The organism is Bordetella saccharivorans, from assembly GCF_045862855.1.
GTDB lineage: Bacteria > Pseudomonadota > Gammaproteobacteria > Burkholderiales > Burkholderiaceae_B > Bordetella_A > Bordetella_A petrii_F.
In genome coordinates this window covers 4031865-4056554 of sequence record NZ_BAAFZO010000001.1, presented here as the reverse complement: position 1 = coordinate 4056554, position 24690 = coordinate 4031865, and the positions used below count along the sequence as shown (strand labels likewise).

Sequence of the window (24690 nt, the reverse complement as noted above, 5' to 3'; positions counted from 1 at the left end):
CGCAGGACCCGCCTTGTTCAGTTACCGACACGCCTTCCATGCCGGCAATCATGCCGACGTCCTCAAGCACGCCTTGCTGGTCCACACGCTGGATTATCTCAACCGCAAGGACACGCCCTACTGGGTGGTCGACACCCACGCCGGCGCGGGGCTGTACGCGCTGGACAGCGACTGGGCGGCGAAGAACGCCGAGTTCGCCGACGGCATCGGCCGCCTGTGGCAGCGCGACGATCTGCCGCCCCTGCTGGCCGACTACGTGGCGCGCATCAGGCAGTACAACCCGGATGGCCGCCTGCGGCACTACCCGGGCTCGCCCTGGCTCACCCTGGACGTACTGCGCGAGCGCGACCGCCTGCGCCTGTTCGAAATGCACCCGACCGAATCGGACGTGCTGGTGGCCAACCTCGAGCGGCTTGGCAAGACCGCGCTGCGCCAGACCACCATTTATGCCACCGACGGCTTCGAGGGCATGAAGGCGCTGCTGCCCCCGCCACCGCGGCGCGGGCTGGTGCTGATCGATCCCTCGTATGAAGACAAGCAGGACTACAAGCGCGCGCTCAATGCCGTGAAAGAAGGCCTGAAGCGGTTCGCCACCGGAACCTACGCAGTGTGGTACCCGCTGGTGCAGCGCCGCGAGGTGGGCGAACTGGCGCGCCACCTGGAGAACCTGCCGGTCAAGAGCTGGGTGCATGCCTCGCTGGCGGTCCGCAAGCCCGCCGCGGACGGCTTTGGCCTGCACGGCAGCGCCATGTTCGTCGCCAACCCGCCCTGGACGCTGCATGCCGCGCTGCAGCAGGCGCTGCCCTTCCTGGCGCGGGAACTGGCCCAGGACGACCGGGCCACGTTCTCGCTGCAGCAGCGGGCCTCCTGAGCCGGGACGTCAGCGGCGCGGCAGCAGCGCGCGCAGCGCCACGATTACCAGCACCGCGAACAGCGCCAGGCTCCAGAGGGCGTACTCCACGCCCAGCACTTCGACGCTGGCGTCCATGCAGGTCGCGAAGATGCCGAACAGCCACGGCAGGCCGGCATCCAGCCCCGAACCGCTGATGAAGCGGTCGGCGAAAGTCATGTCGCACGAGAACATGTGCGCCGCCACGTCGTATTGGTACCAGGCGGCGGCGATGCCGCCCGCTCCCAGCAGCGCGCACAGCGCGGCGCAAACCCGCGCGATGGCGCCCGCGCAGGCGCCGGCCAGGGCCACCACCCCGATGACCAGGTAGATGAGGCGCTGCAGCACGCACCAGGCGCAGGGCGGCATGCCGAAGACGTGCTGGGATGCCAGCGCCACGCCCACGGCGGCAAAGCAGAGGACGGCGATGACGAGAAGCAGGCGCTGGCGTGACGGATTCATGGCATGGAAGGTTAGGCGAAGGAAAGCGGCGCCGGCCCGCCGGCCGGCATCCGCGCCGCGGCAGGCCGCTCAGGCATCGTTGGATACGTAGCCCATGTTGAATTGCAGCCCGCCGGCGGTCTCGTCATCGCCGCCGCCGCGCGACTGGCCCAGGCGCTCGAGGTATTCGGCGGTGATGTCGCCCGTAATGTACTGGCCATCGAAGCAGGACGCTTCGAAGCGCGTCAAGGCCGGGTTGATATCGCGCACCGCCTGCTGCATATCCTGCAGGTCCTGGTAGACCAGGCCGTCGGCGCCGATGGTGCGGGCGATTTCCTCGTCGGAGCGGCCGGTGGCGATCAGCTCGCTCTGCGTCGGCATGTCGATGCCGTACACATTGGGATAGCGCACCGGCGGCGCGGCCGAGGCGAAATACACCTTATTGGCGCCGGCCGCGCGCGCCATGTCGACGATCTCGCGGCTGGTGGTGCCGCGCACGATCGAGTCGTCGACCAGCAGCACGTTCTTGCCCTTGAACTCCATGCCGATGGCGTTGAGCTTCTGGCGCACCGATTTGCGGCGCACGGCCTGCCCCGGCATGATGAAGGTGCGGCCCACGTAGCGGTTCTTGATCAGGCCCTCGCGGTAGTCCAGGTTGAGCCGCGCGGCCAGCTGCATGGCGGCCGGGCGCGAGGAATCCGGGATCGGCATGACCACGTCGATGTCGCCCAGGCGCATGTTGCGCGCGACTTTGTCGGCCAGGTATTCGCCCATGCGCAGGCGCGCGTCGTAGACCGACACGCCGTTGATCAGCGAATCGGGCCGGGCGAAATACACGTATTCGAAGATGCACGGCACCAGTTGCGGGTCGTCGGCGCACTGGCGGCTGACCATGCGGCCGTCCAGGTCGATGAACACCGCCTCGCCCGGCTCGACGTCGCGCACGAACGCGAAGCCGCTGCCCTCCAGGGCGACCGATTCCGAGGCGGCCATCCATTCGACGCCCTCGTCGGTTTCCTGGCGGCCGATGCACAGCGGCCGGATGCCATGCGGGTCGCGGAAGGCCAGCAGGCCGTAGCCGGAGATCTGCGCCACCACCGCGTAGGCGCCGCGCACGCGTTTGTGCACGGCCGCGACGGCGCGGAAGATGGTGTCCTCGTCGAGCGACACGCCGCTGGCGGCCGACTGCAGCTCGTGCGCCAGCACATTGAGCAGCACTTCGGAGTCGGAATTCGTATTGATGTGGCGGCGGTCCACCCGGTAGAGCGACTCGCGCAGTTCGCGCCAGTTGGTCAGGTTGCCGTTGTGCGCGAAGGTCAGGCCGAACGGCGCGTTCACGTAGAACGGCTGGGCTTCTTCCTCGCTGGCGCTGGAGCCGGCGGTGGGATAGCGCACATGGCCGATCCCGCTGGCGCCCGGCAGCGCGCGCATGTTGCGGGTGCGGAACACGTCGCGCACCAGGCCATGGGCCTTGAACATGTTGAAGTGGCTGCCCTGGAACGTGGCGATGCCGGCAGCATCCTGGCCGCGATGCTGCAGCAGCAGCAGACTGTCATAGAGCAACTGGTTGACCGGCCCGCGCCCGATGACCCCTACGATTCCACACATGGTGATTTCCCGTTAAACAAAACTATGCGGCCCGTTGAAGGACCCTAGTAGGGCAGCCACGTCGCCAGCGACGGCGGCAGCCACAACTTGATATGCCTGACGGCCTCGGTGGCCGAATGCGAAAACATGGCGTCCTGCCACCAGGGCTCTTGCGGCAACGGCGTGTAGCCCCCCAGCGCCACCAGGACCAGGACGATGAGCAGCCCGCGCGCCAGGCCGAAAATGGCGCCCAGCCCGTGGTCGGCCGGCGTCAGGCCGGTGGTGCGGATCAGGGCGGCCAGTGTCATGTTGACCAGCCCCACGCCCAGCAGCACCACCAGGAACACCGCCGCGTAGGCCACGCCCATGCGCAGCATCGCCGTATCGATATAGGCTTCCAGCCAGCCATAGACGGTCGGCCCCCACCAGATCGCGGCAACGAATGCCAGCACGTACGCCATCAGGGACAGCACTTCCTTCAGCAGGCCGCGCAGCAGGCCCAGCAGGCCCGACACCGCCAGGATCGCCATGACGACGAAATCGAAGCCGGTCACTGGCTGGCGATGAAACCGTTGTCGTAGCCCAGCGTGCGCAGCCGCGCCTGGGCCGCCTGGGCGGCATCGCGCGACGGGAACGGCCCCACGCGCAGGCGGTATTGCTGCTTGCCCCCCACGGAAGCCTGTTCGACGAAGGCATTGGTGATGCCGGCCTGGTGCAGCTTGGAACGGCGCGCCTGGGCATCGGACTGGCTGCTGTATGACGCGATCTGCAAGACGAAATTGCCCTTGGCCGTGGCCTGCGGCTTGGCCGTGGGCGCCGGCTGGCTGGGCGCGCGGCCCTCGAGCAGGGCCAGGGCGCGCGCGCCGTCGTCGTCGCGCGGCGTGTCGGCCGGCTTGGGCGGCGCCGCGGGCGGCTTGGCGGCCGGCGGAGTGGTCGGCGTCGGTTCGGCCGGCTGCGCCGGCGGCGTGGCCTGGGCCGTGGCGGGCGGCTGGGTGGGCACGGCGCCCGGGTCGGGCGGGGTCGGCGTGGCCGGGGCCTGAGCCTGGGCGGCAGGTGCCTGGCCCGGCGTCGTGCCTTGCGCGGCCGGGTCGCCCGCCCCGTTCCCGGGGCTGGACACGGACGGCTGGTACGGCGTGTTGCGATCGGGAATGCGGATGGGGATGTCGTCGGCCACCGGCACGGGCTCGGAATCGAGCACCATGGGCAGGATGATGATGGCGGCCAGCACCAGCGCTACCGCGCCGGCCAGCCGGCGGCGTGCGCGCGCACGGAGTTCCGCCGCCTGGGCTTCGCTGGAGACCGACGGACGCGGCCTGGAAGACGATGCCTGCGAGGCGGAATCTTTGCGAGAGAACAATCCCATGGAACGGAATTCCTTGCGACCTGGGCAGGGCCGGCGCCCCGCGCGTCCGTGACCCTACGCTTTGCGGCCCAGCGACTGCAAAACCGAGGCGACGGTCAGAAATGAGCCGAATACCACGATTCTATCACCCTCGCCGGCCCGTTCGCGGGCTGCCGCGAAGGCGGCGGCCGGGTCGTCATGGGCCTGGACGGTAGGCGCCTCGGCGCCGGCCGGGGCCGCCGCCAGGGCTGCCGACACGTGCGCGGCGAGGTCCTGGCCGGTGGTGCCGCGCGGGCCCGGCAGCCCGGCGCAATGCCAGTGGTCGATGCGGCTGCCCAGCTTGGCGATGACGCCATCGACGTCCTTGTCGCCCAGCATGCCGAACACTGCATGGGTATACGGATGGAACCCCATGTTGTCCAGGTTCTGGGCCAGCACCGCGGCCGCGTGCGGATTGTGCGCCACGTCCAGGATGACGGCGGGCTGGCCGGGCAGGATCTGGAAGCGGCCCGGCAGCGAGGCCTGCAGCAGGCCCACGCGCACCGCCTGCTGCGGCACCGGCAGGCGGTCGCGCACCGACTCCAGCGCCGCCAGCGCGGCGGAAGCGTTCAGCAGCTGGTTGGCGCCGCGCAGCGCCGGGTAGGCCAGCGCATTGCGGCGCTGGCCGCGGCCACCGTAGGCCCATTGCTGGCGGTCGCCGGAATAATTGAAGTCCTGGCCGAACAGCCACAGGTCGGCGCCGATGGCGCGTGCGTGATCGAGCAGCGACTGCGGCGGCATGGGGTCGCTGCAGATGGCGGGCCGCCCGCCGCGATAGATGTGCGCCTTTTCAAGGCCGATCTTCTCGCGCGTGTCGCCGAGATATTCAATATGGTCCAGGTCGACGCTGGTGACGATGGCGCAGTCGGCGTCGACGATATTGACGGCGTCCAGCCGCCCGCCCAGGCCGACCTCCAGCACCACGGCGTCGAGCCGCGCCTGCGCGAACAGCCGCAGGATGGCCAGCGTGGTGAACTCGAAATACGTCAACGTGACGTCGCCGCGCGCCGCCTCGACCGCGGCGAATTGCTCGGCCAGGGCGGCGTCGCTGGCGATTTCGCCATTGATGCGCGCCCGTTCGTTGAAGTCGATGAGGTGCGGCGAGGTGTACAGGCCGACCCGGTACCCCGCCGCCAGCAGCATGGCTTCCAGCATGGCACAGGTCGAACCCTTGCCATTGGTGCCGCCCACGACGAACTTGACGGCGTCCAGGCGCAGCGCCAGGCGGTCGGCCACCTGCCGCACGCGGTCCAGTCCCAGGTCGATGGGCTTGCCATGAATGGACTCGAGGTATTGCAGCCACTCTGGCAACGGGGTGGCGGCGTCGAGGCGGGGCGCAGTCATGGGAACACACGAAAATGACAGAGGCGGCAGTGTAGCAGTCGGGCCGGGCGCGGGCCGGGAAAACCCTGTAGGGCACAGCGCCATGCGCGCAAACCCGGCTTGCCAATATTTTTCTCATGTATGAAAATAATTTCACAGACAGGAAATACAGGAGATCCCATGTCCCAATCCCCGCGCTGGCTGGTGCGCGAGGCCGACATCCCCGGCTACCACCCCGCCAATCACACCGGCACGCTGAACCGCCGCCTGATCGGCGCCGAAACCGTCGGCGCCCGCCATGTCGAGGTGCTGCTGGGCGTGATCGAAAAGGGCCAGGGCGCCCTGCCCCATGCCCACCCCGGCATCGAGCAGGTGTGCTACCTGCTGGCCGGCACGGCGCGCGCCCAGGTGGGCGACGAGTCGGCCGACATGGTGGCGGGCGATTGCTGTTATTTCCCGCCGGACGTGCCGCACGTCTTCACCGTCACCAGCGACGAGCCCGCGCGCCTGCTGGTCATCTATTCGCCCCCTTACGAAGAATCACCCGACCGCGTGATACGCGGCTTCGCGGCGCCCTGAGCGGCGTCCTTCCCCGACCAGGCGGCCGCCAGACGCCGCCCAATACCAGGAGACTCACCCATGTTCCTACGCACGCTGCGCGCCGCCGCCCTGGCCGCGCTGGCCATCGCCGCCCCGGCGCATGCCGCCTACCCCGAAAAACCCATCAGCCTGGTCGTGCCCTTCCCGGCGGGCTCGGGCACCGATGCCGTGGGCCGCATTTTCGCGGCCGAGCTCGGCGACATCCTGGGCCAGCAGGTCGTGGTCGAGAACAAGCCCGGCGCCAACGCCACCATCGCCGCCAATTACGTGGCGCGCGCCAAGCCGGACGGCTACACCCTGTTCGTCACCACCAATACCTCGCATTCGGCGGCCCCCTGGCTGATGAAGAACGTGCCCTATGATCCCGTCAAGGATTTCACGCCCATCGCGCGCGGCGGCAACCTGCCCTTCATCCTGGTGGTCAATCCGCAGCGGCCGTACAAGAGCGTGAAGGAACTGATCGACTACGCGCGCGCGAATCCCGGCAAGGTGACCTACGCCACCGGCAACAGCACCGGCATCGTGGCCGGCGGCACGCTGGCGCGGCGGGCCGGCATCGATATCCTGCACGTGCCGTACAAGGGCACGCCGCAGGCCCTGACCGACCTGGTGGGCGGCCAGGTGGACTTCATGTTCACCGACCTGGCATCCGGACTGCCGTTCGTGCAATCGGGCCAGTTGCGCGCGCTGGCCGTATCCACCGCCGAGCGCAGCAGCATCGTGCCCGATCTGCCCTCCATGCGCGAGGCCGGGGTCGAGGACTTCGACCTGAATTCCTGGAACGGTTATTTCGGCCCGGCCGGCTTGCCGCCCGAGATCGTGGCCAAGCTCAACGCCGCGATCAACCAGATCGTCGCCAACCCCGAGACCCGCAAGCGCCTGGCCGGCCTGGGCTTCGACGCCTTCAGCGGCACGCCCGAGAGCTTCGCCACCTTCGTCAGCGAACAGCGCGACCTGTGGGGCAAATTGATCAAAGACGCAGGTATCCAGCCACAATGACCACGTTTGCAGAACCGGCCGGCCCGCTGGCCGGCGTGCGCATCCTCGACCTGAGCTCGGTCGTCATGGGACCCTACGCCACCCAGGTGCTGGGCGACCTGGGGGCCGACATCATCAAAGTCGAATCGCCGGCCGGCGACAACATGCGCGCCGTCGGCCCCATGCGCAACGCGGGCATGGGGCACCTGTACCTGCACCTGAACCGCAACAAGCGTTCCATCGTGCTCGACCTGAAGACCGAGGCCGGCCGCGAGGCCTGCCTGAAGCTGGCCGAGAGCTGCGATGCGCTGCTGTACAACATCCGGCCGCAGGCCATGGCCCGGCTCGGCCTGTCCTACGAGGCAGTGGCCGCGCGCAACCCGCGGCTGGTCTACGTAGGCGCCTATGGTTTCAGCGAGGCCGGTCCGTACGCCGGACGGCCCGCCTACGACGACCTGATCCAAGGGCAGACCGGCATCGCCGACTTGTCCAGCCGCCAGAGCGGCGACGTGCCACGCTACGCGCCGCTGACACTGGCCGACCGGGCGGTGGGCCTGCACGTGGCCATCGCGCTGGTGTCGGCCACACTGCACGCGCGCGCCCACGGGCGCGGCCAACAGGTGGAGATCCCCATGTTCGAGGGCATGGCCCACATGGTGCTGGGCGACCACCTGGGCGGCGCCACGTTCGAGCCGCCGCTGGGCGCCACCGGCTATGCCCGCCTGCTGGCGGCGCACCGCAAGCCCTACGCCACCTCGGACGGCTACCTGTGCCTGCTGATCTATAACGACAAGCACTGGCGCAATTTCTTCGCCCTGATCGATCGCCCCGACCTGGAACACGACCCGCGCTTCTGCAGCCATACCGCGCGCGCCGCGCACATCGACGAAGCCTACGCGTTCGTGGCCAAGGTCATGCGCACCCGCACCAGCGCCGCGTGGCTGGCGGCGCTGGCGCAGGCCGACATCCCGGCCGCGCGCCTGTACTCGGTGGACGACCTGATCGACGACCCGCACTTGCGCGCCACCGGCTTCATCCAGGCGCTGGAGCATCCGTCCGAAGGCCGCATGCGCACGCCCGCGCCGCTCGGCCGCTACGCGGCCACGCCCACGGCGATCCGCCGCCCGGCGCCGCGGCTGGGCGAGCACAGCCGCGAGATCCTGCGCGAAGCAGGCTGCACCGACGCCGAAATCGACGCGCTGATCGCCGCGCGCGCCACCCAAGAAGGAGCACCCTGATGGACTTTGAATTCTCGTCCGACCAACTGGCCCTGCGCGACGCCATTGGCCGCGTGTGCGAACGCTACCCGGACGACTACTGGCTCGAGCGCGACCGCGAGGGCGGCTTCCCGCACGATTTCCATGCCGACCTGGCCCGCGACGGCTGGCTCGGCATTGCCATGCCGCAAGAGTATGGCGGCGCCGGCCTGGGCATGACCGAGGCGGCGCTGATGATGCAGACCATCGCCGCCTCGGGCGCGGGCTTCGCCGGCGCGTCGGCCGTGCACATGAACATCTTCGGCCTGAACCCGGTGGTGGTGTTCGGCACCGACGAGCAGCGCCGCCGCTGGCTGGAGCCGCTGATCGCCGGCCGCGAAAAAGCCTGCTTCGCGGTCACCGAGCCCGACGCCGGCCTGGACACCACCAAGCTGTCGACGCGCGCCGAGCGCCATGGCGACGAATATGTGGTGCATGGCCGCAAGATCTGGATTTCCACCGCCCAGGTCGCGCACAAGATGCTGCTGCTGGCGCGCACCACCCCGCTGTCGGAAGTCGCCAAGCCGACCCAGGGCCTGTCGCTGTTCTACACCGATCTCGACCGCGGCAAGGTGGAGGTGCGCGAGATCGAGAAAATGGGCCGCAAGGCGGTCGATTCAAACATGCTGTTCATCGACGGCCTGCGCATCCCGGTGGCCGACCGCATCGGCGAGGAAGGCCGCGGCTTCGAATACATCCTGCACGGGCTCAACCCGGAGCGCATCCTGATCGCGGCCGAAGCGGTCGGCATCGGCCGGGCCGCGCTGGATCGCGCCGTGCAATATGCCGGCGAACGCACCGTGTTCGGCCGGCCCATCGGCCAGAACCAGGGCATCCAGCACCCGCTGGCCCAAGCCTGGATGCAGCTGGAAGCCGCCAACCTGATGGTCTTCAAGGCAGCCAGCCTGTACGACGCCGGCCTGCCCTGCGGCCCCTATGCCAACAGCGCCAAGTACCTGGCCGCCGAGGCGGGCCACAATGCGTGCCAGACGGCGGTGCTGACGCTGGGCGGCATGGGCTACGCCAAGGAATACCACGTCGAGCGCCTGCTGCGGGAAAGCTATATTCCGCGCATCGCGCCGGTCAGCCCGCAGCTGATCATGTGCTTCATCGCGGAAAAAGTGCTGGGGCTGCCCAAGTCCTATTGAGCCCCGGGGCAGCCTTCATGGCGCCCCGGTGGCTCCCTAGGTGCCTGACACCCTCAAGGGTGTCAGGCACCTGGCATGCTTGCCCGCGACGCTCAGCCGCGCTGCTCCAGCGCCGTGCAGGCGGCCCGCAGGATGCGCGCGTATTCCTGCTGCTGGGGTTCGATCCGGTACACCGGCCCGCCCACCGAAATGGCGTAGGTTTCACCCGATAGCGTGACCGGCCAGGCAATGGCGCAGACATCCGGAATGGACTCGCCCAGGTTCATGAACCAGCCCCGCTGCCGCGACGCTTCCAGGTCGGCATCGACCGCTTCGGGCGTGACCAGGGTGCGATCGTTGTAGCGGGTGAGCGGGCGGCGGGCCAACAGCGCGGCGCGGGCCGGCGCATCGAGCACGGAGATCAGCGCCTTGCCCAGGGAGTTCGCGTGCACGTCGCGGAACTCGCCCGCCACCGGCGCATAGCGGATGGTGTGCGGCGAGTCGAGCACATCGAGATAAACCACCCGGCCCTCGCCGCTGAGCTTGGCGAACACCACGGTTTCCTGGGTGGCGTCGCGCAACTCGACCAGGCTGGGGTAGACGCGGTCCAGCACCGGATCGGCGCTGGCGATGCGCTGCGCCATCGCCAGCAGGCGGCCGGTGGGGTAATAGCCCTGGCGGCGCCCGGTTTCATAGAGATAGCCGAGGTCGGACAGGGTGCGGATCAGCGCCAGGCAGCTCGAGACCGGCACGCCGAGCAGGCGCGCCAGGTCGGACAGCGGCAGGGCACGCCGTTCGCGCGCGTAGGTCTCGATGATTTCGATGACTCGCAGGGCCGTCTTGACGCTCATGATTGGCTGGATTGTGTCGGTGGGGCGGCGCCGCCCCGGCGGCGGCTAAAGTTCCGCCCGGCGGTGCCGTAATGGTAGCTGAGAAATTCCCCAGACCCGGCGCCGTCCGCGCCCCCGACAGGAGTGACCATGGCTGTCAGCCCTCTCGCCCCCGCCCCTCTTGCGCTGCCCACCGTGGCCGTCGCGCCGGCACCGCCAGAGCCGGCCGTGGCCGTCACCCCGGCGGCCGCTTCGGCCAACACCGGCGGGGCGCAGGATGCGGCGGCGGGCGACCCGGGCCAGCCGCCCCTGCCCCTGGAGCGCGCACTGGAAGAGATCAACCAGCAGCTGCGCGCCTGGTCGACGCAACTGCAGTTCGAGATCGACCCCAACGTGCACCAGGTCGTGGTGAGCATCATCGACTCCGAGACCGGGGACACGATCCGGACCATCCCGTCCGAAACCCTGCTGCGCATCGCGCGGATGATCGTGCAGATGCAGGGCCATGCGGTCCAGACCACGGCCTGAAGGCCCGAAACCCGGAACTAGGCCGCCCTTGCCCCCTTGCCCGGCCGATCGCGCGGCGGGACGTTTTGACAGAATTGCATAGCTAGTAAGGAATAACAGATGGCCTCCATTACCTCGCTCGGCGTCGGCTCCGGCCTGACCAACCTGGAAGACATGCTCACCAAGCTCCAGGAAGCGGAAGAAGTCCGGCTGAAACAGATCACCGCCCGCCAATCCAGCTACCAGACGCGCATTTCCGCCTACAGCAAGCTGCAGGGCGTGGTCGAAGCCGTGCAGAAGGCGGCCGCCGCGCTGGGCGATCCGGCGACCCTCGGCGCGGTCACCAGCAAGGTCACGGGCGACGCGCTGACGGTCAAGACGGAAGCCGGCGCCGTGCCGGGCGACTACCAGATCGCCGTCACCGCGCTGGCCAGCGCCCAGGCGCTGAAATCCGGCGCGGTGGCCGACCGCAAGGCCCAGATGGGCGCCGGCGGCAGCATCGAGATCACCCTGGCCGACGGCGAGACAGCCACCATCGAGCTGGGCTCCGACACCTCGCTCGACGGCATCGCCAAGGCCGTCAATGCCAGCGACGAAGCCGGGGTGCGCGCCACCATCATCACCGACGGCAATGGCGCCAGCTACCTGATGCTGACCAGCAAGGCCACCGGCGAGCAGGCGGCGGTGCAGAGCATCACATCGGACAACGGCGCCGTGCAGGCGGTGGTGGGCTACCAGGATGGCGGTTCGTCGGCCATGACCGTGCAACAGGCGGCCAAGAACGCGGTCGTCACGATCAACGGCATCACCATCGAAAGCCAGTCGAACACCCTCGACGAGGCGATCGACGGCGTCACGCTGGAACTGACCGCCACCACCGAGGCCGGCAAGTTCGTCGACGTGTCGATCACCAGCGACCCGGCGGTGCTGTCCAAGGCGGTAAAGACCTTTGTGGACGCCTATAACAGCCTGCAGGCGACCATCGGCGAACTGACGGCCTTCGATGTCAAAGCCGAGACGCAAAGCGCGCTGACCGGCGACAGCACCACGCGCGCCATCCAGGCTGGCGTGGCGAACGCCCTGCGGGTGGTCGGCGGCGAGGGAACGCTGCGCACGCTGAGCCAGCTCGGCATCACCACCAATGCCACGACGGGCAAACTGGAGCTGGACCAGACCAAGCTGGACAAGGCGCTGAAGGACAACCCGGCCGACGTGACGCGCCTGTTCGCCGGCAGCGGCGGCCTGGCCGAGAAGATGAAGGCGGCCACGGAGGCCATCCTGGGCGACAAGGGCTCGATCAAGACGCGCACCGAGGGCCTGCAGGAGACCGTCGACACGCTGCAGGACCAATACGACCGCACCAAGCTGTCGATCCAGGCCACCATGGACAACTACCGGGCCCAGTTCACCAGGCTCGACGCCCTGGTGGCCCAGATGAACAACCTGAGCGACTACCTGACCCAGCAATTCGACGCGCTCTCCAAAGCCAGTTGACGAATCCACTGCCGTAAACCATGACGTATGCCGCGCGCCGCCCCCTGGGCTCTCATTCTGCCCGCTCTTACACCGATATCGGGCTTGAGACGCAAGTCTTGAGCGCCAGCCCCGAGCGGCTGGTCACGCTGCTGTTCAACGGCGCGCGGGCAGCCATCGCGCAGGCCCGCCTGCATCTCGAGGCAGGCCGGACCGCCGAGCGCGGCGCGGCAATTTCCAAGGCCACCCGCATCATCGACGAGGGCCTCAAGACGGGCCTGGACATGGAAGCCGGCGGCGAGATCGCCGCCAACCTGGCCAACCTGTACGACTACATCGTCCGCACGCTGCTGCTGGCCAACCTGAAGGCCGACCGGGCCGGCCTGGAAACGGCCGACCGCCTGCTGGCCGAGCTGGCGCAGGCCTGGCAAGCCGCCAACGACCCGCCCGCCGGCGCCACGCCGGCCTGATCTCTTACGGTACGCCCACAGCCGCCGTATCGCCCATCGCGCGAGAAACTTATGACGTCCACCTTGCGGCACGCTCCCGTCCTGGACATTTACCGGGAAATCGCCAACCTGACCGACCAGATGCATGCCGCCGCCCGGGCGGGCGACTGGAGCTCGGTGCTGAGCTGCGGGCAGCACTATTGCGAACTGGTGGAGCGATTGCGCATCGTCGATCCGGTGACGCCGCTGGACCATGCCGGGCGCGAGGCCAAGTACGACCTGCTGGTGCGCATCCTGGACAATGACGCCGCGACCCGCGACCTGGCGATTCCGCAGATGGCCCGCCTGAGCGATTTGCTGGGCCGCATGAAGCGCCAGCAATCGCTGCTTTCCGCATACGGCGCGCAGCCGTCCGCCGCATGATGGCGCGCGGCAGCCGACGCGTGGCGGGCCGGCAACGATGAGCATCGGACCGCCCGCCCTGAGCACCGTGCTGGTGCAGCGGCTCGATGCCGTGCTCGGCACCACTATGGCCGCCCACGCCAACCTCGTGTCGGGCGCGCGGCCCGACGCGGTCGCGCAGCCGGGCGAAGCCGCCCGCCCCGGCCAGCCCGACGCCGCCGGACGCAACCCGCGCGCGCCGGCCGAACCCGTGCAGGCCCGCGGCAGCCGCGGCAACACGGTCGGCGACGCCGGGAGCGCCGAAGCGTCCGGCCAGGCCGCGCGCGAGAAGGTCACGCGCTATGACGCGACCGCTTCCGCCCCGACCACGCTGGGACAGACGGCGCGCACCATACTGGCCCTGCTGGCGCTATACCCGGACCAGGCCCCCGCCGCCCAAGGCCGCGCGCCGCTGTGGCCGGCGCCGCCAGGCGCGCCGGCCGGCGACCCAGCGGCCGCGGCGCCCGCCCGGCCCGCCCCTCACGCCGCGCCGCAAGCCGCCTCCGCCGCGCCCACCGCGCCGCCGCCCAGCGCCGGCCCGGCGGCGGGCGCGGGCGCCACCGGGCCCGGCTCCCTGCCCGCCATGCTGGCCGGCGCCTTGCGCCAGGCACTGCAAGGCAGCGGGCTGTTCTACGAATCGCACTTGAGCGAGCTGGCCTTCGGCCGGCGCACGCTCGAGCAAGTCCGCGACGAGCCGCAAGCCGGCTTGCCGCGCGAAGGCCTCCGGGCACCTGCTCCGGGAGCCGCGCCGCGCCCGCAGGGGCCCGCCCCGGCCATGGCAGCGGCGCCGGCCGATACGGCGGCCGGTGGCGGCCCCGCGCCCGCAGCCGGGGCCGCCGCTGCGCCATCCGCGCCCGCCGGCATCCATCCGGACGCCGCGCCGCTGGTGCGCCAGCAACTGGACATCCTGGCCAACCAGGCGTTGCTCTGGCACGGTGCGGCCTGGCCGGGCACGCCCCTGGAATGGGAGGTGCGCCGCCAGGCGCCCGACGGCGCCGACCAGCCCGTGCCGCACTGGGCCACGCGCCTCAAGCTGGATCTGCCGCGGCTGGGCCTGGTGGAGGCGCGCCTGAACCTGGCGGGCGACCAGCTCGTGATGCAGGTGATCGCGCCGCGCAGCGCCCGCGAGATCGGCGACCAGGCACAAGCGCTGCGCGAGGGCCTGCAGCGCGCCGGCTTGACGCTGAGCCGGCTGTCCGTGGCGGCCACCGCCGCCCGTCCCGACGAGTCCCTGCCATGAACCCGTCCGACCCGGGGGAAATGCCTGCCAGCCGCGGCGCGGCCGTTGCGCTAAGCTATAGCGACAACGATGTGGCGCCTCGCATCGTGGCGAAAGGCTATGGGCAGATCGCCGACACCATCGTGCGCACCGCGCGGGAGCATGGCTTGTATGTGCATGAATCGCGCGAACTCGTGGGGCTCTTGATGCAGGTCGACCTGGACGCACACATTCCCCCCCAGCTTTATGCCGCCGTGGCCGAGCTCCTGGCCTGGCTGTATCGGCTGGAAGCCGCCGCGGTCCCGCCCGGCGAGGCGGCTGCGCCGCCGACCGGCGCCTGAGCGAGGGCCGCCCCGGATCATGAAACCCGTCTCCGCCGGCGCCCTGGTGAGTCGTACCGACGAGATCCGCTCGATGCTGCGTGAATTGATGCATCCGGATTGTCGCGTGCAGGTATGGGCCGACGGCCGCGCCGGCGGCCACGGCTGCGATGTGCGCATCCTCGGCCCCGATTGGCAGTTGCGGCACTTCTTCTGGCGGCCGCACGATATCGACTACTTCGAGATCCACGTCCGCGACGCCGGCCCGCACGGCATGATGACGCTGGACTTTTCCGCCGGCACCCCGGACGGCGCCGACCTGCGCTTCCGCGTGCCCGCGCCCCTGGTGCTGCGCTTTGCCGACCGCAGCGCGGCCATGCTGTCGGCCTTTCCGGATTGCGTCTGGTACCAGGCAACCGGCACGCGATCCAGCCCTTGAGCTACACGGACATCGACGAAATTTCCTTGTAGGCCGCGACCAGGCGGTTGCGGACCTGCACGGCGGTCTGGAAAGCGATCGAGCTTTTCTGCAGATCGATCATCACGTCGTTGAGCGCCACGCCGGGCGCGCCGAGCTCGAATGCCTTGGCCTGCGCGCTGGCGGCGTTCTGCGCGGCCGAGATGCGCTGCACGGAACGCTGCAGCTCGGCGGCGAAGCTGGTGGGCGCGGGGGTCAGGTCGGCCGGCGTGACGCCATTGTTCTGCGCCGCGCGCACCACGGCGCGCATCTGCTGCAGCATGTTTTCAATACCCGACAATCCCGATACCGCCATGGCCTTGCTTCCTCTCAGGGCAAAAACATTGAGGATTGCAAGCGTACGCGCCGCCCGCCGCCTCCATAGCCGCCAATAGCCGGCAAAACACCCGGCAGTTCGCGGCATGGCCCGGGCGGCGGGCCTGGGAAAACGCGGGACACATAGGGGACAACTAACGCCAAAAACCGGTTGTTTTCATCGATTGGGATAGCCAGGCCCGCGGCCATAATTCACGCTCCCCGATCCCAAGCATGTTGCATGCGTAACCTGCCCCATTCGCCCATGTTGTCCGCCTCCCCGCTCCGCGAAGCTTGCCGGAGCCACCGATGAACCAGCAGGCCATTCCAGGCGCCTCGCTGCTGGCGAAATTTCCGGTTCTAGACAAAGTGCGCGCGCTGCCCAAGCCGCTGCTGCTGGGCGCGGCGGCGGCCCTGGTGGCCGTCATTGCCGTGCTGGCGCTATGGAGCCGCGAGCCGGATTACAAGGTCCTGTTCTCGAACCTGGACGACCGCGATGGCGGCGCCATCGTCACGGCGCTGGGGCAAATGAACGTGCCCTATCGCTTCAGCAGCGATGGCCGCGCCCTGCTGGTGCCGGCCGAGCGGGTCTATGACACGCGCATGCAGCTGGCCAGCCAGGGACTGCCGCGCGGCGGCTCGGTCGGTTTCGAGTTGCTGGACAACAGCCGCTTCGGCGCCAGCCAGTTCGCCGAGCAAGTGAACTACCAGCGCGGCCTGGAAGGCGAGCTGGCCCGCTCGATCGAGGCCATGAACACCGTGCAGAGCGCCCGGGTGCACCTGGCGCTGCCGCGCCAGTCGCTGTTCGTGCGCAACCGCCAGGCGCCGACGGCGTCGGTGCTGCTGCACCTGTACCCCGGGCGCAGCCTCAGCCACGCCCAGGTGGCGGCGGTGGCCTGGCTGGTGGCGTCCAGCGTGCCCGACCTGACCGCCGAGAACATTTCCATCGTCGACCAGAACGGCCGCCTGCTGTCGGCCCCGCTGGGCGAAGGGCGCGGCATGGACGCCGACCAGTCGCGCTTCGTGCGCGACGTCGAACAGCGCACCGTCGAACGCATCCTGACCATCCTCAACCCGCTGGTGGGCCCTGGCAATGTGCAGGCCCAGGCCAGCGCCGAAGTCGATTTCGCGCGCCGCGAGCAGACGTCCGAAGTCTACCGGCCCAACCAGGAGCCGGGCCAGGCCGCCGTACGCAGCAAGCAGACCAGCGATTCGGCGCAGACGGGCGTCGGCCCCGCGCAGGGCGTGCCGGGCGCGCTGAGCAACCAGCCGCCGTCGGCGGCCGAGGCGCCCATTGTCAACCCGCCGCCGGCGCCCCAGCCCGCCCAGGGCGGCCAGGCTCAGCAGCAGGACGAGGCGCCGCAGCCGCGGGTGCCGACCAACAACCGGCACGACGCCACCATCAACTATGAGGTCGACCGCACCATCAGCCACGTGAAGCAGCCCGTGGGGCAGCTCAAGCGCCTGTCGGTGGCGGTGGTGGTCAACTACCTGCCCGACGCCAGCGGCGAACCGCAGCCGCTGCCGCCGGAAGAGCTCACCAAGCTGACCAACCTGGTGCGCGAGGCCATGGGCTACTCCGAGACGCGCGGCGATTCGCTGAACCTGGTCAACAGCCAGTTCAACGACCAGCCGGCGCCGCCGCCGCTGTGGCGCGACCCCGAGCTGATCGGCCTGGTCAAGACCGTGCTGGCCTGGGTGCTGGGACTGGCGCTGGCTCTCTGGCTGTACCGCAAGCTGCGCCCGGCGGTGGCCAATTACCTGTACCCGCCGGTCGACCCGGAAGAAGCCGAAGCGCGCCGGCAGGAAGCGCAGCGCGAGGCCCAGGCCGTGGCGCGCGCCAAGGAAGTCGACCGCTACGAGGACAACTTGCAGCGCGCCCGCGAGATGGCTACCAAGGATCCGCGCGCGGTGGCCATGGTAATGCGCGCCTGGATGACCAAAGATGAGAAATGACGGAAAACCGCTGGATGGCGTGACGCGCAGCGCGGTGCTGATGATGTCGCTCGGCGAGGACGCCGCGGCGGAAGTCTTCAAGTACCTGACCGCGCGCGAAGTGCAGCAGGTGGGCGGCTCGATGGCCAACCTGAAACAAGTGACCCGCGGCGACGTGGCCGTGGTGCTGGAGGAATTCCGCCAGGAAGCCGACCAGTTCATGGCGGTCACGCTGGGTTCGGACGAGTACATCCGCGCCGTGCTCACCAAGGCGCTGGGCAGCGACCGCGCCGCCGGCCTGATTGAGGACATCCTGGAAGCGGGCGAAGGCGCCAGCGGCATCGATGCCCTGAACTGGCTGGATCCGCACACCGTGGCCGAGCTGATCGGCGACGAGCATCCGCAGATCATCGCCACTATCCTGGTGCACCTGGAGCGCGACCGCGCCGCGGGCGTGCTGGCCCTGCTCACCGACCGCCTGCGCAATGACGTGATGCTGCGCATCGCCACGTTCGGCGGGGTGCAGCCGGCGGCGCTGGCGGAGCTTACCGACGTGCTCAACTCGGTGCTGGCCGGCCAGGGCGCCAAGCGCAGCAAGATGGGCGGGGTCCGCACGGCGGCCGAGATCCTCAACATGATGAACTCGGCCGACGAAGAAGCGGTGGTCGAAAGCCTGCGCGAACGCGACAGCGACCTGGCCCAGAAGATCATCGACGAGATGTTCGTATTCGACAATCTGGTCGACGTGGAGGATCGGGCCCTGCAGCTGATCCTCAAGGAAATCGACAACGACAGCCTGATGATCGCGCTCAAGGGCGCGTCCGAAGAATTGCGCGGCAAGTTCCTGCGCAATATGTCCAGCCGCGCGGCCGACATCCTGCGCGAGGACCTGGAAGCGCAAGGGCCCGTTCGCATGTCGAAGGTCGAAGGCGAACAGAAGAAGATCCTGCAAATTGCCCGCCGCCTGGCCGAAAGCGGCCAGATCGTGCTGGGCAACCAGGGGGACGACGCCTATGTCTGAGGCGCGCCGGCCCGCCGCCAATGCGCTGGCGCGCACCGCATGGCGGCGCTGGCAAATGTCGTCGTTCGACCTGCCGGTCGAGGACGCGGTGGAGATCGCGCCGCCGGCGCCCGACCCCGGCCCGGACCTCGACGCGCTGCGGCGCAAAGCCGAGCAACAAGGCCGACGGGCCGGTCATCTCGAAGGGCTGGACCAGGGCCGTGCCGAGGGGCTGGCCGAAGGCCGCGCGGCGGGCCACGAAGAAGGGCTGGCCGCGGGCCGCGAGGCCGGCTACCAGCAGGGCCTGGCCGAAGGCCGCGAACAGGCGCGCCAGGAAGCGCTGCGGCTGCACGCGCTGGCCGACGCCTGCGGCGCGTCGCTGGCCGCCCTCGAAGCCCGCATGGGCCAGGCCCTGCTGACATTGGCGCTGGACATCGCCGGCCAGGTGCTGCGCACCACGCTGGCCGGGCAGCCCGAGGCCATGCTGGCCGCGGTGCGCGAAGTGCTGCACATCCACCCGGCGACGGGCGGCGCCATGCGCCTGTGGGTGCATCCGGCCGACCTCGAGCTGGTGCGCGTGCACCTGGCCGACGAGCTGCGCGAAGGCAGCTGGCGCGTATTGGCCGATGAATCCATCGCGCGCGGCGGCTGCCGCGCCGAAACGCCCTACGGCGACATCGACGCCACCCTGCAGACCCGCTGGCGCCGCATCGCCGCCTCGCTGGGCCGCGACATGCCCTGGGAGGCCGAGGCATGAGCGCCGCCGTCCCGGTCATCGAGCGCTGGCAGGCCCAGTTGCGTATCGGCTCGATCCGCGCCGGGTCCACCGAACCGTGGCTGGCCGCCGGCCGCATCACGCGCGCCACCGGCCTGGTGCTGCATGCCACCGGCCTGCGCCTGCCGGTGGGCGCGGCCTGCCGCATCGAGATCGCGCGCGGCCACGATCACTGGGCCGATGCCGAGGTGGTAGGCTTCGACGGCCATACCCTGTACCTCATGCCGCAGGCCGACATTGCCGGCCTGCCCCCCGGCGCGCGCGTCGTGCCGGGCGAACCGCCCGTACAGCGGGCCATTCCCCTGCCCCGCACGGCCGAGCTCAACGGCAACGCCAAGCCGCAGCTGGGCCGCCACCTGCCGGTGGGCGACGCCCTGCTCGGCCGCGTCCTGGACGGCGCCGGGCGGCCGCTCGATGGCCTGGGCCCGCTGCTCGGCGCGGAGCTGGCGCCACTGGCCGCCCAGCCGGTCAACCCGCTGTCGCGCGCCCCCATCGAGACAGTGCTGGACGTGGGGGTGCGCGCCATCAACGGACTGCTGACGGTGGGCCGGGGCCAGCGCATGGGCCTGTTCGCGGGTTCCGGGGTGGGCAAGAGCGTGCTGCTGGGCATGATGGCCCGCTATACGCGCGCCGACGTGATCGTGGTGGGCCTCATCGGCGAACGCGGCCGCGAAGTCAAGGAGTTCATCGAGCACAACCTGGGCGCGGACGGCCTGCCGCGTTCGGTGGTGGTGGCGGCCCCGGCCGACGTGTCGCCCTTGCTGCGGCTGCAGGGCGCGGCCTACGCCACCCGCCTGGCCGAACATTTCCGCGACCAGGGCCGGGACGTGCTGCTGATCATGGATTCGCTGACGCGCTACGCCATGGCGCAGCGCGAGATCGCGCTGGCCATCGGCGAGCCGCCCGCCACCAAGGGCTACCCGCCCTCGGTATTCGCGCGCCTGCCCGCGCTGGTCGAGCGCGCCGGCATGGGCGCGCCCGGGCCGAACGGCAAGGCCGGCTCGATCACCGCCTTCTACACCGTGCTGGCCGAGGGCGACGACCAGCAGGATCCCATCGCCGATGCGGCGCGCGCGATCCTCGACGGCCACGTGGTGCTGTCGCGCCATCTGGCCGAAGCCGGGCATTATCCGGCCATCGACATCGAGGCCTCGATCTCGCGCGCCATGACCGCGCTGATCCCGCACGCGCAATATGCCGTCGTGCGCCGCTTCAAGCAGACACTGTCGCGCTACCAGCGCAACCGCGACCTGATCGCCGTCGGCGCCTACAGCGCCGGCAACGACCCGCAGCTCGACGACGCCATCGCGCGTTATCCGCGCCTGGAGGCATTCCTGCAGCAGGACATCGGCGAGAACGTCGCCTACGACGCCGCCATCGATCAGTTGCGCGCCACCTTCGAGACCAAGGAAGCCTATGCCTAGCGGACTGCCCCTCGATACCCTGCGCGGACTGGCCAAGGACGGCGCCGACGACGCCGCGCGCGCCCTCGGCCGCCTCAATGCCCAACGCAACCACGCCGAACAGCAGTTGTCGATGCTGCACGAGTATCGGCAGGACTACCTCGCGCGGTTGCAGGCGGCCATGCAGTCCGGCATGTCGGCCGCGGACTGCCACAACTACCAGCGCTTCATCGCCACGCTGGACGATGCCATCGGGCAGCAGGTCACCGTGCTGCGCCAGGCCGACGACCACCTCGCGCAGGGCCGCGCGCATTGGCAGCAGCAGCAGCGCCGCCTCAACTCCTTCGATGCGCTGGCGCAGCGCGAACAGCGCGCGCTGGCCGCGCGCGAAGCGCGCCGCGAACAACGCGCCAACGACGAACATGCGTCCCGCCTGGCATATGGCCAGGCAACGCCGCGATGACTCGACCGCCGATCAGGATCACCATGACCGCGACCCCGCCCTCTCCATTGCTCGTTCCTTCCGCCGCGCCGGCCCACGCCGGCCGTAGCGCCGACAAGCCGGCATCCGGCGGCGGGCGGGACAGTTTTGCCCAGGCGCTGGCGCGCCAGCGCGGCGCCGAATCCGGCCCGCCGGCCCCGCCCGCCGGGCAACCGGGCAAGCCGACGCGCGGCAAGGCAAGCGAGCACGAAGCGGCCCCGGGCACCGATGCCAGCCTGCCCGGCCAGGCCCGGGACCAGGAAGCCGCCCAGGCCGCCGCAGCGGCGCTGGCTGCGGCCGCACCGGCCGCGCCAGCGTTGCCCGCCCAGGCCATCGAGATCGCCGCGCACGCAGCCCGGCTGCAGCAGGCCGCCGCCACACCGCCGGCTGCGGACAGGCCGCCTGGCCTGGCCGCCGGCCCGGCTGTGCCGCCGCCGGTACTGCCGTCCGCGCCAGCGGCAGCCGCGCCGGCTGGCCTGCCGGCCGCTCCGCTCGCGTCCGCCGCGCCGGCGGCGGCCCGGGCCGCCCCGGCCACCAGCACGGCCGCCGCCGCAACGCAGCCTGCGCAGCATGTGGTGCCGGCAGCTACGCTGCCGCCGGCGGCCACCCCCGGCGCCGGTTCGCAGCAGCCCGCCGGCACGGAACTGCCGCCGGCTGCCGACGTGCCGCCGGACGCGCCGCGGGCGGCCCTGCCGCCGGAACCCGCCGCGCCCGCGGCCGCCGGACAGTCGCCGGACATGCAGGTGGCGATCGCCGTGCCCGGCGCCAGCCGTCCGGACGGCGCCGCGATCCCCGGCCAGGCTGCCGCAAACCATCCGCTGGCGCTGAGCATCGCCACGCCGGTGTCGGCGACGCCCGCCTGGGGCGCCGACCTGGGACGCCAGATCGTGGTACTGAGCCACGATGGCGGAGCAGGACGCCAGACCGCCGAACTGCGGCTCGACCCGCCCGATCTCGGCCCGCTGCGCGTCACGCTCAGCGTCAACGACGGGGTCGCCAGCGCCAGCTTCGTGTCCGCCCACGCCGCCGTGCGCCACGCGGTCGAAGCCGCGCTGCCGCAGTTGCAGCAGGCGCTGGCCCAGGCCGGCCTGTCGCTGGGCCAGGCCAGCGTGGGCGACCACGGCGCGCAGTCCGGTTTCGATATGCAGCAGCAGGCGCAGGGCCAGTCCCATGGCGGGCACGGCGACGCTCCGGCCGAGGCGGAAGCGGGCGTGCGCATGGCGGCCGGCGCGCCGCGCCGCGGCGATGGGCTGGTGGACACCTTCGCCTGAGCCTGGGCGGGCGGCGCGCAATAGGCTGAGATACGCGAATTTCGTGCTGTTTTTCGCCTGCAATGGCCCGCGGACTTTGCGGCAGAATCCCTTCATTCCCTAGTATCGATACCCTGATGGCCACTTCCAAGAATCCTTCCATGCCGTTGCGCAGCAGCCTGCCGCTGCGCGCGGCCGGCGGCAGCCCGATCCTGCGCGGTCTTTTCTGGCTGCTGGCGCTCGCCATCGTCGCAGCCGCCAGCGTCGCCATCACCTGGTTCGTCATGCACCGCCAATATTCGCAGCCCGCCGCGCCGGTCAAGCTGGGCGTCGGCCAGGCCGCCGGGCCGGCCGAGGCCGTGTTCGTCGCGCCGCCAGCCGCGCCGGCAGCAGTGCCGGCGCCCATCTTCATCCCGCTGGAAGCCTTCACCGTCACCCTGCAAAGCGCCGACAGCGAGCGCATCCTGCACGTGGGCATCACTCTGCGGGCCGGCGACGAGCAGACCCGCGCGCGCATCGAGAAATACATGCCCGAAGTGCGCAGCCGCATCCTGATGGTGCTGTCGGCGCAATCGCCCGCCGCCGCCCAGAGCCTGCAGGGCAAGGCCGACATGGCGCGGGCCATCGTCGCGGCCGTCAACCGGCCCTTCTCGCCGCTGCCCGACGGCCAGTACGTCAGCGACGCCCTGTTCACCGCCTTCGTGGTGCAGTAAGCATGGCCTACGAGGCGTTTCTTTCGCAGGACGAAGTCGATGCCCTGCTGGCCGGCGTCACGGGCGAAAGCGATAGCAAGGCGGGCGACCAGGCCGATCCGCGCGGCGCGCGCGCCTACGACCTGAGTTCGCCGGACCGCGTGGTGCGCCGGCGCATGCAGACGCTGGAGCTCATCAACGAGCGCTTCGCGCGCCACCTGCGCCACCTGTTGCTGAACTTCATGCGGCGCAACGCCGACATCACGGTAGGCTCGATCAAGATCCTGAAATACGCCGATTTCGAGCGCAACCTGCCGGTGCCCAGCAACCTGAACATGATCCAGATGAAGCCGCTGCGGGGCACGGCGCTGTTCACCTACGATCCCAGCCTGGTGTTCCTGGTCATCGACAGCCTGTTCGGCGGCGACGGGCGCTACCACACGCGCGTCGAGGGCCGCGACTTCACCACCACCGAACAGCGCATCATCCGCCGCTTGCTGAACCTGACCCTGGAGAGCTACGGCAAGTCCTGGGAAGCGGTGTATCCGATCGAGTTCGAATACGTACGCTCGGAAATGCACACCAAGTTCGCCAGCATCACCGGCAATAACGAAGTGGTGGTGGTGACGCCGTTCCATATCGAATTCGGCGCGACGGGCGGCGACCTCAACATCTGCCTGCCCTACTCCATGATCGAGCCGGTGCGCGACCTGCTGACCCGGCCGCTGCAGGAAACCGCGCTCGAGGAAGTGGACCAGCGCTGGACGCACCAATTGTCGCGCCAGGTGCGCAGCGCCGACGTCGAACTGACGGCCGAATTCGCCACTATTGCCGCGACGATCGGCGAGCTGATGCGGCTGAAGCCGGGAGACGTGCTGCCGATCGACGTGCCCGAGCAGGTGATCGCCAGCGTCAATGGCGTGCCGCTCATGGAATGCGGCTACGGCGTCTTCAACGGCCAGTACGCCCTGCGCGTCCAGAACCTGTTTACTCACGAAAGCGACTCTCACGAGGCTCCCGACCATGACTGACACGAACGAGCGGCCCGGCCAGGCGGACTCCGGCTCGTCGGCCCGACCGGCCGACGATTGGGCCGACGCGCTCGCCGAACAATCCGCCGCGGGCGCCCCTGGCACCCAGGCCGACGGCCTGAAGCCGCAGGACGACTGGGCCAGCGCCATAGCCGAGCAGGCCGCCACCGCGCCGCCGGCGGACGCCGCGGCGGCGCCCGCCAGGCCGGCCGGCGGCGCGGTATTCAAGCCCCTGGCCAGTACCGCCGGCAGCACCGGCAACGACATCGACCTGATCATGGACGTCCCCGTCCAGCTCACGGTCGAGCTGGGCCGCACCCGGCTCACGATCAAGAACCTGCTGCAACTCGGCCAGGGCTCGGTGGTCGAGCTCGACGGACTGGCGGGCGAACCCATGGACATCTTCGTCAACGGCTACCTCATCGCCCAGGGCGAAGTGGTGGTGGTCGAAGAGAAGTACGGCATTCGCCTGACCGACATCATCACGCCGTCCGAACGCATCAACCGCCTGAACAACCGGCGTTGACACC

General features: G+C 70.0%; 28 protein-coding genes. 21 read left to right on the top strand and 7 right to left on the bottom strand.

The window, feature by feature from the left end; all coding sequences use genetic code 11:
• Window positions 1-13: 13 nt before the first annotated feature.
• The gene (locus tag ACKTT0_RS19530; protein ID WP_407851430.1) at window positions 14-871 is read left to right on the top strand and encodes a 23S rRNA (adenine(2030)-N(6))-methyltransferase RlmJ; all 858 of its coding nucleotides are present in this window, start codon (window positions 14-16) and stop codon (window positions 869-871) included.
• A gap of 9 nt (window positions 872-880) precedes the next feature.
• Here ACKTT0_RS19530 and ACKTT0_RS19525 read toward each other — a convergent pair whose 3' ends face one another.
• From ACKTT0_RS19525 to folC, 5 genes are all read right to left on the bottom strand, one after another.
• Window positions 881-1351, bottom strand: a complete 471-nt coding sequence (locus ACKTT0_RS19525; protein WP_407851429.1) for a disulfide bond formation protein B — start codon at window positions 1349-1351, stop codon at window positions 881-883.
• 69 nt (window positions 1352-1420) lie between these two features.
• Window positions 1421-2938 (bottom strand): amidophosphoribosyltransferase, encoded by a 1518-nt coding sequence (gene purF / locus ACKTT0_RS19520; protein ID WP_407851428.1) that lies wholly within the window; start codon window positions 2936-2938, stop codon window positions 1421-1423.
• A 44-nt stretch (window positions 2939-2982) separates the two neighbouring features.
• Window positions 2983-3471, bottom strand: a complete 489-nt coding sequence (locus ACKTT0_RS19515) for a CvpA family protein (RefSeq protein ID WP_028356282.1) — start codon at window positions 3469-3471, stop codon at window positions 2983-2985.
• Window positions 3468-4280 (bottom strand): SPOR domain-containing protein, encoded by an 813-nt coding sequence (locus tag ACKTT0_RS19510; protein WP_407851427.1) that lies wholly within the window; start codon window positions 4278-4280, stop codon window positions 3468-3470. The genes ACKTT0_RS19515 and ACKTT0_RS19510 overlap by 4 nt, the downstream gene beginning before the upstream one ends.
• A 54-nt stretch (window positions 4281-4334) precedes the next feature.
• Window positions 4335-5642, bottom strand: a complete 1308-nt coding sequence (folC, locus tag ACKTT0_RS19505) for a bifunctional tetrahydrofolate synthase/dihydrofolate synthase (RefSeq protein ID WP_407851426.1) — start codon at window positions 5640-5642, stop codon at window positions 4335-4337.
• Between the two features lie 159 nt (window positions 5643-5801).
• Here folC and ACKTT0_RS19500 point away from each other — a divergent pair, with 159 nt between their 5' ends.
• From ACKTT0_RS19500 to ACKTT0_RS19485, 4 genes are read left to right on the top strand one after another with little or no spacing between them, the layout of a single operon-like run.
• Window positions 5802-6200, top strand: coding sequence for a cupin domain-containing protein (locus ACKTT0_RS19500; protein WP_407851425.1), 399 nt, complete (start codon window positions 5802-5804; stop codon window positions 6198-6200).
• 60 nt (window positions 6201-6260) lie between these two features.
• Window positions 6261-7220: a Bug family tripartite tricarboxylate transporter substrate binding protein gene (locus ACKTT0_RS19495; RefSeq protein ID WP_407851424.1), complete on the top strand. Its 960-nt coding sequence runs from the start codon at window positions 6261-6263 to the stop codon at window positions 7218-7220.
• On the top strand, window positions 7217-8437 hold the full coding sequence (locus ACKTT0_RS19490; RefSeq protein WP_407851423.1) for a CaiB/BaiF CoA transferase family protein: 1221 nt from the start codon (window positions 7217-7219) through the stop codon (window positions 8435-8437). Before ACKTT0_RS19495 ends, ACKTT0_RS19490 begins: the two co-directional genes overlap by 4 nt.
• Complete coding sequence (locus tag ACKTT0_RS19485; RefSeq protein ID WP_407851422.1) at window positions 8437-9603, top strand: acyl-CoA dehydrogenase family protein; 1167 nt, start codon at window positions 8437-8439, stop codon at window positions 9601-9603. The genes ACKTT0_RS19490 and ACKTT0_RS19485 overlap by 1 nt, the downstream gene beginning before the upstream one ends.
• Before the next feature lie 92 nt (window positions 9604-9695).
• Here ACKTT0_RS19485 and ACKTT0_RS19480 read toward each other — a convergent pair whose 3' ends face one another.
• Window positions 9696-10433 (bottom strand): IclR family transcriptional regulator, encoded by a 738-nt coding sequence (locus tag ACKTT0_RS19480; RefSeq protein WP_407851421.1) that lies wholly within the window; start codon window positions 10431-10433, stop codon window positions 9696-9698.
• Window positions 10434-10562: 129 nt separating this feature from the next.
• Here ACKTT0_RS19480 and ACKTT0_RS19475 point away from each other — a divergent pair, with 129 nt between their 5' ends.
• From ACKTT0_RS19475 to ACKTT0_RS19445, 7 genes are all read left to right on the top strand, one after another.
• On the top strand, window positions 10563-10940 hold the full coding sequence (locus tag ACKTT0_RS19475) for a flagellar protein FlaG (RefSeq protein WP_407851420.1): 378 nt from the start codon (window positions 10563-10565) through the stop codon (window positions 10938-10940).
• Window positions 10941-11039: 99 nt separating this feature from the next.
• Window positions 11040-12413 carry a flagellar filament capping protein FliD gene (gene fliD, locus ACKTT0_RS19470; protein ID WP_407851419.1) on the top strand — a complete coding sequence of 458 codons (1374 nt, stop codon included), beginning with the start codon at window positions 11040-11042 and terminating at the stop codon, window positions 12411-12413.
• Window positions 12414-12433: 20 nt separating this feature from the next.
• Window positions 12434-12862: a flagellar export chaperone FliS gene (fliS, locus tag ACKTT0_RS19465; RefSeq protein WP_407851418.1), complete on the top strand. Its 429-nt coding sequence runs from the start codon at window positions 12434-12436 to the stop codon at window positions 12860-12862.
• Window positions 12863-12913: 51 nt separating this feature from the next.
• Window positions 12914-13264, top strand: coding sequence for a flagellar protein FliT (locus ACKTT0_RS19460; RefSeq protein WP_407851417.1), 351 nt, complete (start codon window positions 12914-12916; stop codon window positions 13262-13264).
• 37 nt (window positions 13265-13301) lie between these two features.
• Window positions 13302-14522: a flagellar hook-length control protein FliK gene (gene fliK, locus ACKTT0_RS19455; protein WP_407851416.1), complete on the top strand. Its 1221-nt coding sequence runs from the start codon at window positions 13302-13304 to the stop codon at window positions 14520-14522.
• Window positions 14519-14842, top strand: a complete 324-nt coding sequence (locus ACKTT0_RS19450; RefSeq protein ID WP_407851415.1) for an EscU/YscU/HrcU family type III secretion system export apparatus switch protein — start codon at window positions 14519-14521, stop codon at window positions 14840-14842. Before fliK ends, ACKTT0_RS19450 begins: the two co-directional genes overlap by 4 nt.
• A gap of 19 nt (window positions 14843-14861) precedes the next feature.
• Window positions 14862-15260 carry a hypothetical protein gene (locus ACKTT0_RS19445; RefSeq protein ID WP_407851414.1) on the top strand — a complete coding sequence of 133 codons (399 nt, stop codon included), beginning with the start codon at window positions 14862-14864 and terminating at the stop codon, window positions 15258-15260.
• Window position 15261: 1 nt separating this feature from the next.
• Here ACKTT0_RS19445 and fliE read toward each other — a convergent pair whose 3' ends face one another.
• Complete coding sequence (fliE, locus tag ACKTT0_RS19440; protein WP_407851413.1) at window positions 15262-15594, bottom strand: flagellar hook-basal body complex protein FliE; 333 nt, start codon at window positions 15592-15594, stop codon at window positions 15262-15264.
• A 308-nt stretch (window positions 15595-15902) separates the two neighbouring features.
• Between fliE and fliF the strand changes: the two genes are divergently transcribed.
• The 9 genes from fliF to fliN all read left to right on the top strand — a co-directional run bounded on the left by fliF (window position 15903) and on the right by fliN (window position 24686).
• Window positions 15903-17549, top strand: coding sequence for a flagellar basal-body MS-ring/collar protein FliF (gene fliF / locus ACKTT0_RS19435; RefSeq protein WP_407851412.1), 1647 nt, complete (start codon window positions 15903-15905; stop codon window positions 17547-17549).
• On the top strand, window positions 17539-18549 hold the full coding sequence (gene fliG / locus ACKTT0_RS19430; RefSeq protein WP_407851411.1) for a flagellar motor switch protein FliG: 1011 nt from the start codon (window positions 17539-17541) through the stop codon (window positions 18547-18549). The genes fliF and fliG overlap by 11 nt, the downstream gene beginning before the upstream one ends.
• A complete protein-coding gene (gene fliH, locus ACKTT0_RS19425) occupies window positions 18542-19285 on the top strand; it encodes a flagellar assembly protein FliH (protein WP_407851410.1) in 744 nt (247 codons plus the stop codon). Before fliG ends, fliH begins: the two co-directional genes overlap by 8 nt.
• The gene (gene fliI, locus ACKTT0_RS19420; RefSeq protein ID WP_407851409.1) at window positions 19282-20727 is read left to right on the top strand and encodes a flagellar protein export ATPase FliI; all 1446 of its coding nucleotides are present in this window, start codon (window positions 19282-19284) and stop codon (window positions 20725-20727) included. Before fliH ends, fliI begins: the two co-directional genes overlap by 4 nt.
• Window positions 20720-21169: a flagellar export protein FliJ gene (fliJ, locus tag ACKTT0_RS19415; protein ID WP_407851408.1), complete on the top strand. Its 450-nt coding sequence runs from the start codon at window positions 20720-20722 to the stop codon at window positions 21167-21169. Before fliI ends, fliJ begins: the two co-directional genes overlap by 8 nt.
• 23 nt (window positions 21170-21192) lie before the next feature.
• Entirely contained in the window at window positions 21193-22458 is a 1266-nt protein-coding gene (locus ACKTT0_RS19410; RefSeq protein ID WP_407851407.1) for a flagellar hook-length control protein FliK, read from the top strand.
• Window positions 22459-22574: 116 nt separating this feature from the next.
• Window positions 22575-23150 (top strand): flagellar basal body-associated FliL family protein, encoded by a 576-nt coding sequence (locus ACKTT0_RS19405; RefSeq protein WP_407851406.1) that lies wholly within the window; start codon window positions 22575-22577, stop codon window positions 23148-23150.
• A gap of 2 nt (window positions 23151-23152) precedes the next feature.
• Entirely contained in the window at window positions 23153-24160 is a 1008-nt protein-coding gene (gene fliM / locus ACKTT0_RS19400; RefSeq protein WP_407851405.1) for a flagellar motor switch protein FliM, read from the top strand.
• Entirely contained in the window at window positions 24153-24686 is a 534-nt protein-coding gene (gene fliN / locus ACKTT0_RS19395) for a flagellar motor switch protein FliN (protein WP_407851404.1), read from the top strand. Before fliM ends, fliN begins: the two co-directional genes overlap by 8 nt.
• Window positions 24687-24690 lie beyond the last annotated feature (4 nt).